This is a genomic window from Flavobacterium ovatum, assembly GCF_040703125.1.
GTDB classification, from domain to species: domain Bacteria; phylum Bacteroidota; class Bacteroidia; order Flavobacteriales; family Flavobacteriaceae; genus Flavobacterium; species Flavobacterium ovatum.
In genome coordinates this window covers 2,539,922-2,557,221 of record NZ_CP160035.1, presented here as the reverse complement: position 1 = coordinate 2,557,221, position 17,300 = coordinate 2,539,922, and the positions used below count along the sequence as shown (strand labels likewise).

Annotated in this window: 9 protein-coding genes; all 9 read right to left on the bottom strand. The window is 34.4% G+C overall.

Translation table 11 applies throughout. The annotated features are described in order from the left end of the window. Positions 1–17: 17 nt before the first annotated feature. Entirely contained in the window at positions 18–1,133 is a 1,116-nt protein-coding gene (locus tag ABZP37_RS10725; protein ID WP_366182891.1) for a hypothetical protein, read from the bottom strand. 10 nt (positions 1,134–1,143) lie between these two features. Further along, complete coding sequence (locus ABZP37_RS10720) at positions 1,144–3,771, bottom strand: glycoside hydrolase family 3 C-terminal domain-containing protein (RefSeq protein WP_366182889.1); 2,628 nt, start codon at positions 3,769–3,771, stop codon at positions 1,144–1,146. A 358-nt stretch (positions 3,772–4,129) separates the two neighbouring features. Then, positions 4,130–4,267, bottom strand: a complete 138-nt coding sequence (locus ABZP37_RS10715; RefSeq protein WP_366182887.1) for a hypothetical protein — start codon at positions 4,265–4,267, stop codon at positions 4,130–4,132. 71 nt (positions 4,268–4,338) lie between these two features. Beyond that, positions 4,339–5,676: an endo-1,4-beta-xylanase gene (locus ABZP37_RS10710; RefSeq protein WP_366182885.1), complete on the bottom strand. Its 1,338-nt coding sequence runs from the start codon at positions 5,674–5,676 to the stop codon at positions 4,339–4,341. Between the two features lie 97 nt (positions 5,677–5,773). Beyond that, positions 5,774–6,940, bottom strand: a complete 1,167-nt coding sequence (locus ABZP37_RS10705; RefSeq protein ID WP_366182883.1) for an IPT/TIG domain-containing protein — start codon at positions 6,938–6,940, stop codon at positions 5,774–5,776. Positions 6,941–6,958: 18 nt separating this feature from the next. Further along, positions 6,959–8,494, bottom strand: a complete 1,536-nt coding sequence (locus ABZP37_RS10700; protein ID WP_366182882.1) for a RagB/SusD family nutrient uptake outer membrane protein — start codon at positions 8,492–8,494, stop codon at positions 6,959–6,961. Between the two features lie 12 nt (positions 8,495–8,506). Then, the gene (locus tag ABZP37_RS10695) at positions 8,507–11,638 is read right to left on the bottom strand and encodes a TonB-dependent receptor (RefSeq protein ID WP_366182880.1); all 3,132 of its coding nucleotides are present in this window, start codon (positions 11,636–11,638) and stop codon (positions 8,507–8,509) included. Positions 11,639–12,558: 920 nt separating this feature from the next. After that, positions 12,559–14,076, bottom strand: a complete 1,518-nt coding sequence (locus tag ABZP37_RS10690; RefSeq protein ID WP_366182878.1) for a RagB/SusD family nutrient uptake outer membrane protein — start codon at positions 14,074–14,076, stop codon at positions 12,559–12,561. 32 nt (positions 14,077–14,108) lie between these two features. After that, the gene (locus tag ABZP37_RS10685) at positions 14,109–17,273 is read right to left on the bottom strand and encodes a TonB-dependent receptor (RefSeq protein ID WP_366182877.1); all 3,165 of its coding nucleotides are present in this window, start codon (positions 17,271–17,273) and stop codon (positions 14,109–14,111) included. Between the last annotated feature and the right edge of the window lie 27 nt (positions 17,274–17,300).

Genomic DNA, 17,300 nt, shown 5'->3' with positions numbered 1-17,300 from the left:
TTATTTTATTTCTTCGTTTATTTTTCGCTATTTACAATGGTTTTCACATACTCAAAAAATGCTTTTTTTCGAGCTGAACTTACTTTCCAATCTACAGGAACACTTTGAAATCCTTCTTCAATATTTGCCTCTCCTTCTCTTCTAAAATCAAAGAAACCCCATGAGGCCTTGTTCTCGATTGCTGTTTTGAAATTGTTTTCTTCTTTATCAAATTCATAATGATCATCTTCATTAAAAACAAGTGGTTTTAAACTATAACCTGACACTTGTTTTGTTTTTTCGATCATTGTTGCCACACCTTTTGGATCTTCAACAGCGTTTGCATGAAGTAGAATATAATCAGACGCTTCTATCACACTAGAAGTTGGAATCGAAGCACCTTGAAAACTAGTTGATACTAAATACCTAAAGTTTCCTCTTTTATTGTTTTTTACTCTATTAATCAATGTGGCCATACCACTTTCGGTTAAGATTTTGTGGTCGTAATAGGGTAAGTCACATTCATTCACAACTTCAATAAGAATGTTTCTATATCCCGTTTTATGAAGTCCGTTTATAGTATTATCAACAGCATTGATTACTGCTTTTTCATCTGCCAAAAGTTGGTCTTGACCGAAATAAAATAATCCTAGGATTACGACCATTTCTAAATCATCGGCTTTTTTAAGTACTTTTTCTAATCTATTCCAATAGGCTGGTTTAATAGAACCATCAGCAGTAAAAGCAGAGTTGATCCAATTTTTATTGCCATATCCTGTTGGACTACCACCTTGTAAATTCACGGTAATCGCGTTTAACCCATACGATTTCCATTCTGCCATGGCAGCAATAAACTCGGCTGTATTGCGATCTGCACTCCATTTTTGAGTGTCGGGATATTTCCATAAAACAGCTGTTTCTGGATTCTCATCATCAAAAGTCGCTTGCACCATTCTGGAATTAAACAACAATCCTTCGATAGGATTCCCTTTCCATGTTTTGCCCTTATTTATTATTTGACCGTTGATTAAAAAATTATCTTTTTCGATAGAAACAACGGTATGTCTTTTGCTTTTTTTAGTGCTAACTTGACCATTGGTCGCTATACTAAAAAGAAATAATGCCGTAATTGATAGACTATAAACTATTTTCATAACGTTTTAATTAAATTTTGAATGGGTTTCCTTTTAAAGTAACTGTGCTAACAACCACATTGGCGGCTTTTATTCTTTCCTCATTTGGTTGTGCTCCTCCTACTGAAAAAGTATAATCACCTGGATTCACTTCCATTTTCACATCAGCATTGATTTGTGCTAATTGTTTTGGTTGCACTTTAAATGAAACAGTCTTTGTTTCACCCGCTTTTAGAAAAGTTCTTTCAAAACCTACCAATGTTCTTATGGTGTTTTGAAAATCTTCTTTGGCGCTTTTCATATACAATTCGGTTACTTCGTCGCCATCTACTTTTCCAGTATTGGTAATATCAATTGAAAGTAGAATTTCTTTGTTCGTTGCTTGTTCTTTGTCTAAAACTAGATTGCTGTATTTATAACTTGTATAACTCAACCCAAAACCAAATTCATACAAGGGTTTTCCTTGAAAATAGCGATAGGTTTTGCCTTTCATATTATAATCATCAAAAGCTGGAATATCATTAATATCTTTATAAAAAGTAAGCGGCAAACGCCCTGACGGATTATAATCACCGAACAAAATATCAGCAATTGCAGTTCCTCCCGCTTGTCCAGGATACCAAGCTTCTAGAATAGCAGGAATATTTTCGTTTTCCCAATTGATGGCAAGCGCACTACCGTTTAGCAAAACCAAAACCATCGGTTTCCCTAGTGTGCTTATTTTTTTCATTAAATTAGTTTGAGAAGCTGGTAGTTTGATATCCACACGATCACCACCATCAAAACCTTCTACTTTTACTTTCATTTCTTCCCCTTCTAGAAGCGGACTCAATCCCATACAAAAAACGACAACATCAGATGCTTCAGCCAAAGCCATTGCTTCTTTTTCAAGATTTTCATTAGGTGCTTCCCATAAAAAACGCATTATAGCATGCTCTGAATTGTCTTGTTTGTACTCTAATTTAATTTTATACACTTTATTAGCTTCTAAGTCTAAATACTCGTATTCTGTTTTAGGCTCATAAACATTGTCACTTTCAAGAATTAATTTTTTATCGACATACAATTTCATTCCAGAATAGGACTGTCCTCCTAGCGCGTAACGACCTGATTTTGGAACAGAAAGATATCCCGTCCAGCGAACAGAATATTTATCATACGTCATTTCTGGAAATGGCGGTGTTGTTGCCCATAAAAAGTCAACGTTTTTATCGATTTGTTTGTGCGATGGGTTACCTTTTAATGTGGTATTCGAAAAATACTCCGCTTTCAAACCCTTCTTTTTCAATTTGCTATCGGTATATAAAACAGCTGCAGGAACCGCTTCTAAAATTGGCAAACCGTCTGCTAGTCTACAACCTTGTGCAAAACTCACATTCGCATTTGGTAGTTTATTTTTAATCCCTTGCAAAGGTGTAATAGGTTGTGACGGAAAACCGTTATAATTGCCAAGCAACACATCCGCATCATTCGCATTCGGACCTATAACCGCTACTCTTTTCAAGTTTTTGCTTAATGGCAATAGGTTGTTATTTTTTAATAAAACCATTGATTTTCTAGCTGACTGCAAGGCCAATAAACGGTGTCCCTCTGAATCTACTACTGAATAGGGAATGTCTTCATATTTCACATCGCCTTTTGGTGCAAACAAGCCAAGTTTTAATCGTGCTTCTACTAATCTTTCTACTGAAACGTTTAGTTCCACTTCTGAAATTAAACCTTGCTCCACCGCTTTTACAAGTGAAGGATACGAATCCCCGCAATTTAAGTCGGTTCCCGCTTGCACTGCCATTGCAGATGCTTGTTCCTTTGTTTGGACTACTTCATGAGCTCCTTTATTATAAAAATCAGTCACCGCCCAACAGTCAGACACGATATATCCTTTGAAGCCCCAATCTTTTCTCAATAAATCACTTAATTGTTTGTTCCCACAACAAGGCACCCCTTTATAACTATTATACGCACACATTACAGAATACACTCCTGATTCCTTTACCACTTTTTCAAACTGTGGACTATAGGTATTCAGCATATCAAAAGCCGACGGATCGACATTAAAACTATGACGACTCGCTTCTGGTCCGCTGTGTACCACAAAATGTTTTGCAGTAGCAATCAGTTTATAATATTTAGGATCATTTCCTTGTAAGCCTTTTATAAATTGTACCCCAAGTTCTCCCGTTAAATAAGGATCTTCACCGTAGGTTTCCATTCCGCGACCCCATCTTGGATCTCTAAAAATATTAATGTTGGGTGTCCAGAAAGTCAAACCTTGGTGAATACCTCTTTTATTTTTAGATACAAAATCATGGTGTTTGGCTCTCGCTTCATCTGAAATAGCATTGGCAATTTCGAACATTTGGCTTCTATCAAACATAGCACTCATTCCGATTCCTTGTGGAAAAACAGTGGCAATTCCCGCACGAGCTACACCGTGTAAACATTCGTTCCACCAGTTCATTTCAGGAATTTCTAATCTATCTATTGCAGCAGAGTTGTAGGTCATTTGAGAAACCTTTTCTTTTAATGTCATTTTCGAAACTAAAAAAGAAGCTCTTTCTTCAAAGGTTTTTGAGGCATCTTTATGAGTCGCTACTTGAGCACCACAAGTTGTGATGGCTAATAGAATGAAAAGACAAATCTGTTTAAATTGAGACATATTGTATTTTTTAATTTATAATTGGTAAATATTGTTGGATTATATGAAGCTATTCTTATTTCGAATAAATTCTTTTTTACAGCTATTGAAAACGAATATTCAAGATTGTTTTGAATTTATTATTCTAAAAAGGTAGCCTTTCCAAAAACCGACTAGCAATCATAAAATCTGTTTTGTAAAATTAGTACGATGTTCGTTAGTTGAATGGTACTATTGAAGCTATAACTAAAACAAATCGTGCATTTTTCAATGTTTACGGGCTCTAATGAAGGCGTATAAATTAAAATGTAAATTTCTATCGATAGTAAAAGTTATTTATAATTGGCTAAAAAGAACTTTATTATCCTGTAGAAAATGATTAAAATTCATGAGAATTACCGTTTATTATACGTCCTGAAATCGTATTTCCAAATGCTACATTCGAACCTTCAGAATCATACTCTTGCTCTACTTTAACAACAGGGTATAAAAAAACGGATTGATTCCACCAAGTCACAATTTTACTGTCAACCAATCAGTAAAAAAGTGACGATGATGGATCAATCCGTAATGAAATAGTGCTTATGACTATTTTAATCCTTCAAGGAAACCAGTATGTGCTTTTTTGGCACTGTAATCGTCATTGTACATCAAAGGCCAATCAGCATGTCCCCAGAAGCTTATCAACCAAGATTCACTATCTCTCAATCCCCAAACCGTAAGTGCATATTGATTTGCTTTAGGAATAGCGTTGAAAATCTTAACTACTTCTTTGTACTTATTTTTTTGTTCAATTGCTCTTTCTGGCGTCAATGTCGTCATATTATTGTCTGGATTGGCTTGAATATCCAATTCAGAAAAATGCATTAATAAATTTCTAGAAACAGTACCATTTACAACAGCTTGAATATCTGAAGCAGCAGGTGATTTGTAACTAATATGCATTTGCGCCCCTAAACCATCAATTAAATTATTCACCTTTAAATCATCAGCTATTTTAAAGATTGCTGCTCTTTTACCAGCATTAGATGCAAAATTGTAATCATTATAAAACAACTTACAAGCAGGATCTGCATCTCTAGCCCATTGGTAACATTTTTTAATATAATCATCCCCCATTTTTTGTCTAAAAATAGAATTTCTCAAAGTATTACTACCATCTTCTACTGCTTCATTAACAACATCCCAAGATTTAATTTTCCCTTTGTAACGTGTTACTACTGTTGTAATATAGCCTTTAACCATAGTCTCAAATTCAGCATTCGTTCCTGAAAATTTTGTAACCCAGTCAGGAGTTGCATTATGCCAAATCAAAGCATGACCATGAAGATTTAAATTATTGTCCGTAGCGTACTTCACAATTTTGTCAACTGCTACAAAGTCGTAGGTTCCATTACTTGGATACATTTTATCCATTTTCATTTCGTACTCAGAGGTAATATTATCAAATTCTCTTAAGATAATATCCGATGTTTGTCCTGTAAGTTTACTTGATCTTACAATCATACCAACATTAAAATTGGCCACATCTTTTAAGGCCGTTGTAGGCTCAGGTCCCGTGCTAAGAATCTCTGCTGTGATGACATTTGAAAAGGCCGAAATTAGCGCTCCTCGTACAGCTCTTACTCTATAATAGTAAGAAACACCCGCAGTTAATCCTGAAATATCTACCGTTAGAGCAGTTACAGACAATGCATTATAATTTGGCAAAAAAGTAGAAAAATCAGCCTTTGTAGAAACATCTACTAAATACTTATCGGCATGATATACACGTGTCCAGTTGGCGGTAAAACCATCATTTGTCAACTTTGCTGCAGCATATGCCGAAGGTACGCCGGCAACCACCTCTTCCGCTTCATCACTCTTTGAACAGCTTAGAACAAATAAACTGATAAAGAGTATCGACAAAGCTTGTCTTATTTTCATTTTTTTCATTTTTATTTTTTTTTTTAAAAGGTTGCTAACAAATTGCAGCAACCTTTTAATTACTAACACTAACTAATACTTTTTATTCTTACTTCAACTAACGCAATATTTTAAATTTAATGTTATCAAATTTAACTACAGAAGGATTTACGGTTCCTCCATTTTGATTTATAGTCATTTTAACTTGATTGATTTTTGAAGGATTTACGGTTCCTTGCGTAAAATTTGAGGAGTTGTAATTAGCTCCAAATGTTGACGTTTTAGCCTCAATTGTTTGCCATCCTGTAGTTGCAATTGTATAAGAATACGCCCAGTTTCCTCCATCGTTGTCTACTATAAGTAAATCGATTTTGGTTCCTACTGCCGTTCCACAATTTACATCGATTAGGTAGAACACTTTTGTTGCATCAGTTACAGTAGCAGCCATAAAAGGACTTCCGCCATCAGATTGGCTTCCATTATATCCATTAGCTGTTGATCCAGTCCAAGTTAATTGGGCATAATTCCCTAAGGTGCCTCCTACAGACGAATAAGAAAGAGTAGCTGCATCACCATATTTCACCCAATTGTTACTTGTACGTGCACCACCACCATCAAAATCAGCTACTTTGACTACATCAAATCCTTGATCTATATCCAAAAATCGTTTTACTGTTCCTCCAGGAGTTGTAATTTCTACATCACCCCCAGCAGTTGCATTTGCTGGTACAATGAAAGTTAGAGAAGTAGAGGAAACACGAGTAAACGTAACTGGCGCACCTGCGAACTTAACAGAAGAGATGTTGAAAAACCAACTTCCATTTACCGTTACCATTGTTCCTACTTTTGGAATTGATGGTTCGAATTTTTCAGAGATTGTAACTTTTGGCTGTAAAATTTCGAAATTAGAAACGATAACTTCGCCGTTTCCTTTGGTGATTTTCAATTCTTGAACGCCAAATCGGCTTCCTTTTTTATCATCAAAAAACACATTAAAGAATAAGGCCTTATCGGAGTTCATTGCAGGATTGAAAATAACGTTAACTAGGTTGTCAAAAACAACTGTTTTAGAATTGGTTAATCCGGATCCTTCAATCTTTACTAAATCTCCAGGATAGCCTTTAGCTTTATTTTCAGTAGGCGGAGAAGTTGTATTGTCTAAACTATATACGCCTTCCACATTTGCTGCAGCGCTGGCCCCATCATCATTTGAGCATGATGAAAACACTAAGCTCACCATCAGGAATGCTAGAAAATGTCTACTATTTTTTATTATTTTTCTCATTGTTATATATTTTAATTATTAAAATTGAAAAGGAACTGCATTCTCTCTAAGAAGCGGGTTTGCATCTAATTCAGAAGCTGGGATCGGAAGCAAGAATGAATTTGCATTAGTAGTCACTTTTTTGGATGAAATTGTTAACGTGGAAATATTACTATACACCCCTCTTTCCTGATTTTCAATGATACTTTTTGCTTCAGCTCTGTCTCTTCTAACTAAATCAAACCAATAATCTCCTTCCATAACTAATTCAAGTCTTCTTTCTTTAAAAATATCAGCCTTTGTAATACTCGTTTTATCAGTCGTAAAACCTGCTCTTTTTCTTACTAGATTAAAAGAAGTTAAAGCTTTAGTATCTGTAGTGGAAGTAGAATTACCTAATATAGCCTCGGCATGTATTAGATATATTTCGGCAAAGCGCAACATCGTTGTATTTTGACCGGTTTGTTGCGGACAATTATTAGCAAATTCAACTGTCGAACCAATAACATATTTTCTAAAACCCATTGATCCACCAAATCCACTTGGCCCAACCGTGTACCCACCTGATTTTGTAACTAACTCAGGATAAAAATCTCCAGGTAACATGATGGTAGCTTTTCTTCTTTTGTCATTTGGCTCATAAGCATTACGCAAATCAATACTAGGCAAAAAAGTTTTCCAACCCGTATAATCTCCTGTAATTGTTCCAGTTGGGGTAATGTAAGCCTGAGCAGAATTACCGTATCCGTATCCCTTACAGCCTACCCATTGCAAAGCAAATATTGATTCTCTACTATTATTATTTGTTGGACTATTAAATAGTAATCCATAATCATCAATAAGAGAGTAATCACCGCTATTGATAACATTTTCAGAATGGATTTTTGCATTCGGATAGTCTTTTAACGTGATGTACACTTTAGCCAACATTCCGTCGCAAGCACTTTTTATCACTCTTCCTTTTTCAGTAGTACTACTTCCTGTTACTAAAGGCAAACGCTTTTGTGCTTCTTTGAAATCATTGATAATAAATTTATACACATCATCCACATTGTTTCTATAGGTAGGGATTTTTTGTGTGTATTGCTCTATTTTATTTAAAATAGGTACAGCACCAAAGAGTCTAACCAAATAAAAATAAGCTGTGGCTCTCATAAAATAGGCTTCCCCTTTTACTCTTTCTACCACTAATGGAGTGGCTGCCGGACCTACATTTTTTTCCAGGTTATATAAAAGCGTATTTGATTGTGCTATAACATTGAATAGTGATTGCCAACCTTCAAAAACAAACTGATTGTTTCCTGTTACTGCAAAATTCTCAAATTGTGCCAAATCAGAATAACCACCTGACGCATTACCAGCGTAGGTATCCAGTCCGTAAACGAATTTTTCATTAAAGTAGAACCAAGGACGACCATAAAGTCCACCCCCCGATCCCAAAATTTGCCCATCTGAAGTATAAAAATTATCTAAAACTAATTTATCCTCTGGTGGATTGTCTAAAAATTCTGTTGAGCATGATACCGTAAAAAATACAGCTATCAAAAGCACGAAATATTTAGTTGAATTTTTCATATTATTATTTTTTTAAAAATCTAAATTTAAACCTAATGTAAACACTCTAGCAACTGGGTAACGTCCATTATCGACACCTGATAATAAGGCATCTTGACTGAATGAACCTACAGCAGGATCCAATCCGGAATATTTTGTGATTGTGAACAAATTTTGTCCTGTCATATATACTCTTACTTTACTGAAAAATTTTGTTTGACTAACTAACTGATCAGGCATAGTATAACCTAACGTTACATTTTGCAATCTCAAATAAGATCCATCCTCAACAAAACGATCAGAAACTCTACCGTTTCCATTTGGATCTCCATTTACGTAACGTGGTATATTTGTATTTTCGTTTACACCTGCTACAAAACGATTATTCACTGCAGCACTTTGGTTAGCATATGGTCCACCTATTCCTCCCAAACTTTCGGTAAGTTTTCTGGTCCAGTTATAAATTTTATTCCCTTGAGTTCCCAGAATCACAACAGATAAATCAAAACTTTTATAGGATATATTATTGATCACACTATAGGTAAAATCTGGAATTGGGCTACCAATATTAGTTCTGTCTCCAACATCAATTTTCCCATTACCATTGATATCTTTAAACTTAATATCACCAATCCAAACTTGTCCATTGGCCCCAACTGTATTATCGGGTGTAGGACTGTCTGCAATATCTTGAGCAGATTTGTAAATTCCATCCACTTGATACCCATAAAACTGCCCTACAGGAAATCCTACTCCAGTTTTAGTTATTGTATTATTAAACTGAAAGTTTCTGAAAATAGCTGAATTACCATCTCCAAAAGAGGTTAATTTATTTTTGAATGTTGAAAATATAAATGATGAATTCCATTTAAAGTTTTCATTTGAAATGTTTCTTGTATTTAAAGTAACATCCCATCCTTTATTTTCAATATCACCAAGGTTTACTACTTTCGCTCCTAGACCTAAATTTCCTTGTTGTGGATTTGTACCTAAATAAGCAGGTACTGGCTCACTAAACAAGAAATCACTTGAAACTTTCTTGTAATAATCTACTTCTAAACGTACAGCATCTCTAAAAAATCCTACTTCTACACCAAAATTAGATGCTTTGGTTGTTTCCCATTGAACCGTTGGGTTTTGAATATTTTGTTGCGCAAAACCAGTTCCAAAAGCTGTTGGAAAACTCACAATTGAGGCGCCATATTTATAGCTTCCTATATTTTGGTTTCCTACCTCTCCATATCCCGCTCTAAATTTCGCGTGATTTACCACATCTTTAATTCCTTCGAAAAAAGACTCATTACTGATTACCCAACCCGCAGCGAACGATGGAAAATAACCCGTTTTATATCCTTCCCCAAAATTGGATGAGGAATCTGAACGTAAAGTAGCCGTTAACATATATTTACTGTCATAAGAATAATTTAAACGAGTAAAATAAGAATTCAAACTACTTGTTCCTTTGTAATTGTCATTTGTAGCGGTTTTAGAATCTCCAAGACCCAAAGTAGTAATGTCATTAGACAAATACCCGGTTCTTGTCCCAGACAAGCCCTCATATTTTGACTCTTGTGCTTCTTGACCTAATAAAGCTACTACACTGTGTTTACCAAAACTTTTAGAATAAGTAAAGTAATTTTGTAACGTCCAAAAAATACTTTGATTTTGTTGCTTAACAGATGCACTACTAGTAGTTGTTGTACCTATTGTAATATCCGGATAAAAAACAGAACCATTTGTTGTATTAAAATCATACCCCAAAACTGATTTAAAACTCAAATCTTTAGTAAATGAAATTTCACCAAAAAGGCTTCCTACAATTTTATATTTATCAAGGTTGTTTCCTTTGTTTAACGCGGTAGCCACAGGATTAGATGCAGCCGTGTTACCAAAACCTTCTAAAGGCCCACCAAAAGTTCCATCAGAATATCTTACAGGAATATTAGGTGCTTGTGACACAGCAGTACTAATTACACCATCTTCAGTATCATTAAAGGCAATTTTTTGCTTCGTGTTTGATAAAGTAAGATTATTACCTATTTTGAACCAATCATTAACCTTGGTATCAATATTCAATCGCATAGAATATCTTTTGAAACCAGAATTGATTACAATACCATCTTGTTCAAAATAGTTCATTGACGTGTAATATCTTGTATTGTCTTTTCCGCCTGAAATAGTAATTTGATGATTTTGCATCTGAGCAGTTCTAAAAATTTCTTTTTGCCAGTTTGTTCCCTCTCCTAATAATTCAGGATTTTGAAACTCATACGGAACTTGTTGCCCTAATTCATTGCTTACACTTGTTCTGTATTTCGCAAAATCCCTTAAATTCAAAACATCTAAGTATTTTGTTACTTGTTGAACACCTGTATAGGTTTCGTACGAGATAGTTGATTTTCCTTTTTTTCCTTTTTTGGTTGTAATCAAAACAACTCCATTTGATCCTCTAGAACCATAAATAGCAGTTGCCGAAGCATCTTTAAGGATATCCATAGATTCAATATCAGATGGGTTTATCGATGTTAAAGCACTTGACTTTGTTTGTCCGCTTGCCCCACCTAAAGAACTATAACTAAAAGAGTCATTATTGTCTCCTCCATTAATAGGTACTCCATCTACAACATACAAAGGCTCATTTCCTGATAATGAAGCGATCCCTCGTATTCTTATGGAAACACCACCTCCAGGTGTTCCTGAATTTTGAGTTATCGTTACCCCAGAAACTTTACCTTGCAAGGCTTGATCCAGTCCTGTAAATGGCTGATCTTTTATAGATTTTGCACTAACGGTCGAAACAGCCCCTGTTACATCTTTTTTCTTAACAGTACCATAACCAACCACTACAACCTCTTCTAGGTTATTTGTGTCTTCAACAAGACTTACATTTATAGTGCTTTTATTATCTACTGCTACTTCTTTTGAAGTAAACCCTATAAAACTAAAAATAATTTTAGCGTTTGCAGGAACTTTACTTAGTACAAAAGAACCGTCTGCATTTGTAACCACTCCAGTAGCTGTTCCTTTGACTGAAACATTTACACCAGGCAAAGGTAATCGCGCCTTATCTGTTACGACCCCTTGAATGGACTTGGTTTGCGACAGTACGCTCTGTGTGCAAATCATTGCCAGAGCAATTATTGCGAATTTTAACTTTATCATCATATTAAATTGGTTTTTATTAATTAGTTAATTTGTTTTTAGTGTCAATTAAAATGTTCATTTTTTTCAATTTTATAGTTTTTACAATTAGTCTTTCATTAAACTGTTATATAAAGCGAAGATTATCGCTTTGTAAAGCCTATTGAAAAGCTATTTTTTTGAAAAGCTAAAATTTGATTTTTCCTGCATAGTTTCTGTGTTAATGGTTTAATTTAAAAAATAATTGGTTTATAAAGTATTTTACTAATCCAAAATTAGAACAATAGTGCACCTATTTGATACTACAAATGATGCAAAATATAGTTCATTTGATGCATCGAGCTGTTTTGAGCCCAATGATATCGGGAGATTGTGCATATTGGTTCAAAAAAGTAATTTTCTGCGCAATTATCAATCAATGACGGTTATTTTTTTATTAAGTAAAAAAAAACCAACTATTTAATACACATAACGCAATTACAATAAATAATAGTAATAGTTATTTTTTCTTTTTTTTAATAAAGTACCGTTGTCAAGAAATAATAATTAGTAGTAACACCAATTTCAATATAGTCCTCCCTAAGCGTCAGGAGTATTGTACTATCTTACTATGGTATCGGTATTATACGAGAAGTAAGCTGACAATCTTGAAACCATTGTAGTGTAATCCTGCGTAGCTTTAAAAACAGGATATACAAAAACGGATTGATTACACCAAGTCACAATTTTACTGTCAACCAATCAGTAAAAAAGTGACGATGATGTATCAATCCGTAATGAAATAGTGCTTGTGACTATTTTAATCCTTCAAGGAAACCAGTATGTGCTTTTTTCGCACTGCAATAGTCCTTGTACATTAAAGGCCAATCGATTTTTCATATCCCTATTTTTTATAATAATGAAAGTGAATTGAGCCATACATTCTAGTTAAGAATTTCAACTAGTTAGTTTATAAGTTCATTTGTGTTAACTTCAGATAGCGGAATTGGTAACCCCATAACTTGCGATTTATTCGTACTTAATAAAAGATCGACAGTGGCTTTAAACCCGGGGTTATTATTATGTTTATTTATTGTGTTCTTTAGAAAATAATCAAACCCTCTACGTCTATTGTTATGCGAATCTTCGCCTTCGCCTAGTAATTCAAAACGGTATTCCATCATGATCGCATCTCTAAAATTATCTTTAGAACCTAGATACCCTGCGTGGGGTACTTTGCCTACTCTGTTCAACAATTGTGTAACATAACCTAATTGTTGACCATTTTGTAATTCATTAGAAATTTCGGCAAGCATAACGAGTAATTCACCGTAACGGTATATAATGTGGTTCTGGCTATTATACTGGTTACTATGAGTCGTACTTTTTTCGGCAAATTTAAAAAAGTATGGATTCGCTACTTTAAAATTTGCTCGTGTTGGATCGGCAGGATAAACTTTAATGATAGCTCCAGTGGTTGCATTTGCATATTGACTTATATAAGTACCAGCAATTCTTGGGTCTTCTGGATATGTATTAACATGCTGGTCATAAACATCAGCATGTACTCTAAGGTATCCAAAAGCTTGTGATGCCTTATAATTGAGTGGTGTATAATTCCTTCCCATTTGTGAATTTGCAGCATCTTGACTAATTTGAAGTTCAAAAATAGATTCTGTTGAATTTTCATTTGAATCGGTAAACAAGCTACTGTAATTAGATACTAATGTATAATTTCCATACACTTTCATAGCTTCAGTATACGCCATTTGCCAATAGTCCATTTCTGACAATGAACCTTCACGTAAATCTGGATTGGTAGCCAATGTCATATACACTTTTGCTAATAGCATATTGGCAGCATATTGTTTAGGATACCCTTTACCACTTGCTCCATTTAATAAACTAGCTGCATTTTTAGCATCACTAATAACTTGTGCATAAACCTCTTTCGCTGTTGATTTTGGTTTATTTAAATTTTCAGAATCAGCAAGTTGCAACCATAAAGGAATATCTCCAAAAAGTCTTACTAAAGAAAAGTATGACCATGCACGCACAAAATGAGCATGACCGGCGATATCGCTAAAGAGCAGTTCGTTTTTGGTAGTAGGGCTATCAACAACTTTAATTGATTGAATTGCTGAATTTGTTTGTGCTATAGCACCGTACAAACCACCCCACATGGCTTCAGAATCACCATCATAAGTAGGCTTTAATGAAAGGATCTGTGTGTTATGACTAGTATTTATATTATCCCCACCTCTACTAGCGACAAATAATCCTGAAAAACCATCGACTACAAATATGCGGCGTTCTAGCGTATTGTAATTGGTTAGCCCTTGATAAATACCATTTAAAGCGGCAGATGCACTTTGTGGCGTATCGTATAATGTTTTGTCTAAAAATATTGGATCTTCATCTAAGTTACATGAACTAGATAAAAAACCAAAACTCAATATTAAAATAAATTTGAAATTTTTCATGTGTTTTTGTTTTTTGTAATATTAAAATGAACTTAGAAATTAATATTTAATCCTAATAATATAGTTCTTGCATTAGGCGATCCATTCCAATCAACACCCTTTATAAGTCCAGTGTATAAAAAGTTTGTAATCTCAGGATTGTAACCGCTATAATGTGTCCAGGTTGCTAAATTTTGACCTGCGATATACACATTCAGACGTTCAAAAAACTTGCTTTTTTCAACAGGGATATCATATCCAATAGTCACATTGTTCAATCTCAAATAACTACCATCTTCAATAATTCGATCTGTAATAGCAGGACGGTTATCGGTCGTAAATCCGATTCTTGGGTAGGTGTTTGATGGATTGTCTGCCCTCCAAGCATTAGTATAGGTGGCCTTTAATATGTTATCATTATCGCCTTCTGCATTTGCTAAACGCAACAAGTTACCATTAGCAATTTGGTTACCGTAAACTCCATTAAATTGGAAATTAGCTGTAAGTCTTTTTATTTTGAAATTTAAATCAAACCCATAAACAAAATCTGGGTTTGGATTTCCAATAAATGTTCTATCCAACAAATTGATTTTACCGTCTTTATTTTGATCTACAATTCTTTCATCACCCGGTTTCGAACCTACTGGTAGATCTGTATCTCCTGTTTGATAAACACCATTGCTTTGGTAACCATAAAAAAGACCCAGTTCTTCTCCTTCTACAAATACATTTGCCGGCGATTTGAATGTAAGCCCACGACTAATATTATCTCCATAGTAGAAAGACTTTTGTTGCGCAGCACCATCTATATAAAAATCTTTTAAAGGAATCCCTAAAGTTTCAATTTTAGTTTTATTGAATGCTATATTTCCACCTATATTTATTTGAAAATTGTCTGTGGAAACAGGAGCTACATTTAATGCTAGTTCTAATCCTTTGTTAGAAATGGTTCCTCTATTTATAAGTATAGAACCAAATCCTGAAGATGTTGGAATTGGACTCTTTTGCAATAGGTCCTTCGTCGTCTTATCATACATGTCAATACTTCCAGAAAACCTTTTGTTTTTGGTTGCAAAATCTAAACCAAAGTTTAGTTGTTGGGTCGTTTCCCAAGTTAAGTTAGGATTTGCAATGTTATTTAGCGTTAAAGGTACACTTGTTCCATTTCCAGGAGTTCCATATAAGGATCCGTTTATTCCATAATTAGACAATGTTCCGTAAGGCCCAATACCATGATTTCCTATTTGTCCCCAACCAGCTCTTAGTTTTAAATCGTCAAAAAGGTTTAAATTTTTAATAAATTTTTCATCGCCAAGTCTCCATGCCAGTGCGAATGAAGGAAAAGATCCATATCTGTTCTCCTCTGAGAATTTTGACACCCCATCTCTACGGAAAGATGCTGTTAGGATATATTTATCATTAAAGGTATAATTTACACGCCCTAATATAGAAAAAATTTGTTGATCTGATTTAAAAAATTGTAATGGCTGAGTAATTACAGAAGCTAAAAATGGCTGTTTTATAGTAAGCTCTGTCGTTACAAAATTTTCAACAGCATAAATACTATTTTCTACATTTCTAACATCATAGGTAACACCTGCAGTTGCATTTATTCTATGCTTATCATTAAATGTTCTATTGAATCTTAAAAAATTATTAATTTGATACGATGCTGCATTTAAAGTTGATATTTGCAGTGCCCCGTTTGCATTAGCGCCTTGATAAGTTGTTACTCCATAAAAACGCCTTCTATCTTTTGTTCTTACGTCTCCTCCTGCTTGTATTTGATAACTTAAACCTTCTAAAGGAAGTTCATAAGTAAGTCCTAAAGATCCAATATATCTTTTTTCTTTAGCAAAATCAGAAAAATCATTTACCCATGAATAAGGGTTTGCAGATCCTAAATCTTGCCCTAAATTTTGAATTACTCCAGTAACTACAGGATTATATGTAATAACATTATTTACAAAGCTTTCACTGCCCCCAATCAAATCTCCCGATTCTGTAAAATCAGTGCTGCTAAAAAACCCACTAACTCTTGCTTCTAGTTTTAAATTCTTATTAAGATCTTGATTTAAATTAACTCTTAAATCACCACTTTTAAGACTCGAATTAGCAACAATACCTTGTTGATCGTCAAACCCTGCAGATATATAATAATTACCATTATCACTACCTCCGGAAACAGACGTTCCTACCTTAGTACTAAATCCTTGTCGGTATAATTCATCTTGCCAATTATAAATTTTAGCAGGAGTATTAGATACTGTTGGATTATTTGCTGCATCATAAGCAACTCCAAATACTTGCGAACCATTTATTTGGTACCGTGGCTTTACACTATTATTTTTATCTATTTCATTTTGATAGTTAGCATAATCAACACCATCTAAAACGTCATATTTTTTTGTGATACTTCTTACAGATGTTGTTATAAACGAATTGATTTTAACCTTCCCTTTTTTCCCTTTCTTTGTTGTTATTAATACCACTCCATTTGCTCCCCTAGAACCATAAATAGCGGTAGCTGATGCATCTTTTAAAATTTGAATCCCTTCAATATCCCTTGGATTAATACCACTTAAACCATTTTGAGTTTCTTGACCTGAATTACCTACGCCTCCAGAAGCTATTACATCTTCTCCTGCTGAAGATATAATAACACCATCAATAACATAAAGTGGCTCATTGTTTCCCCTTAAACTATTAGTACCTCTAATCTTTACGCTAATACCAGATCCTAATGATCCGGCATTTTGCGTAACTTGAACTCCTGCTGCCTTACCCTGTAATAATTGGTCTACAGACGTTACTTGATTAGCTACGTCAGCATTAAATTTCACTGTTGTAACAGCTCCAGTTAAATCTTTTTTATTTACAGTACCATAACCAACAACTACAACCTCTTCTAGATTATTTGTATCTTCAATAAGACTTACATTTATTGTACTTTTACCATCCACTGCAACTTCTTTAGAAGTAAACCCTATGAAACTAAATATAATTCTAGCGTTTGCAGGAACTTTATCTAGCACAAAAGAACCATCATAGTTGGTTACAACACCTGTAGCTGTTCCTTTGACTGAAACATTTACACCAGGCAAAGGCAATTGTGTCTGATCTGTTACCACCCCTTGGATGGTCTTGGTTTGCGACACTACGCTATGCGTGCAAATCATTGCCAGAGCAATTATTGCGAATTTTAACTTTATCATCATATTAAATTGGTTTTTATTAATTAGTTA

Excerpts from the sequence above, each read along its gene's own strand:
- ABZP37_RS10720 (WP_366182889.1), bottom strand. The coding sequence starts at position 3,771 with ATGTCTCAATTTAAACAGATTTGTCTTTTCATTCTATTAGCCATCACA.
- ABZP37_RS10690 (WP_366182878.1), bottom strand. The coding sequence starts at position 14,076 with ATGAAAAATTTCAAATTTATTTTAATATTGAGTTTTGGTTTTTTATCT.
- ABZP37_RS10700 (WP_366182882.1), bottom strand. The coding sequence starts at position 8,494 with ATGAAAAATTCAACTAAATATTTCGTGCTTTTGATAGCTGTATTTTTT.
- ABZP37_RS10725 (WP_366182891.1), bottom strand. The coding sequence starts at position 1,133 with ATGAAAATAGTTTATAGTCTATCAATTACGGCATTATTTCTTTTTAGT.
- ABZP37_RS10695 (WP_366182880.1), bottom strand. The coding sequence starts at position 11,638 with ATGATGATAAAGTTAAAATTCGCAATAATTGCTCTGGCAATGATTTGC.
- ABZP37_RS10685 (WP_366182877.1), bottom strand. The coding sequence starts at position 17,273 with ATGATGATAAAGTTAAAATTCGCAATAATTGCTCTGGCAATGATTTGC.
- ABZP37_RS10710 (WP_366182885.1), bottom strand. The coding sequence starts at position 5,676 with ATGAAAATAAGACAAGCTTTGTCGATACTCTTTATCAGTTTATTTGTT.
- ABZP37_RS10705 (WP_366182883.1), bottom strand. The coding sequence starts at position 6,940 with ATGAGAAAAATAATAAAAAATAGTAGACATTTTCTAGCATTCCTGATG.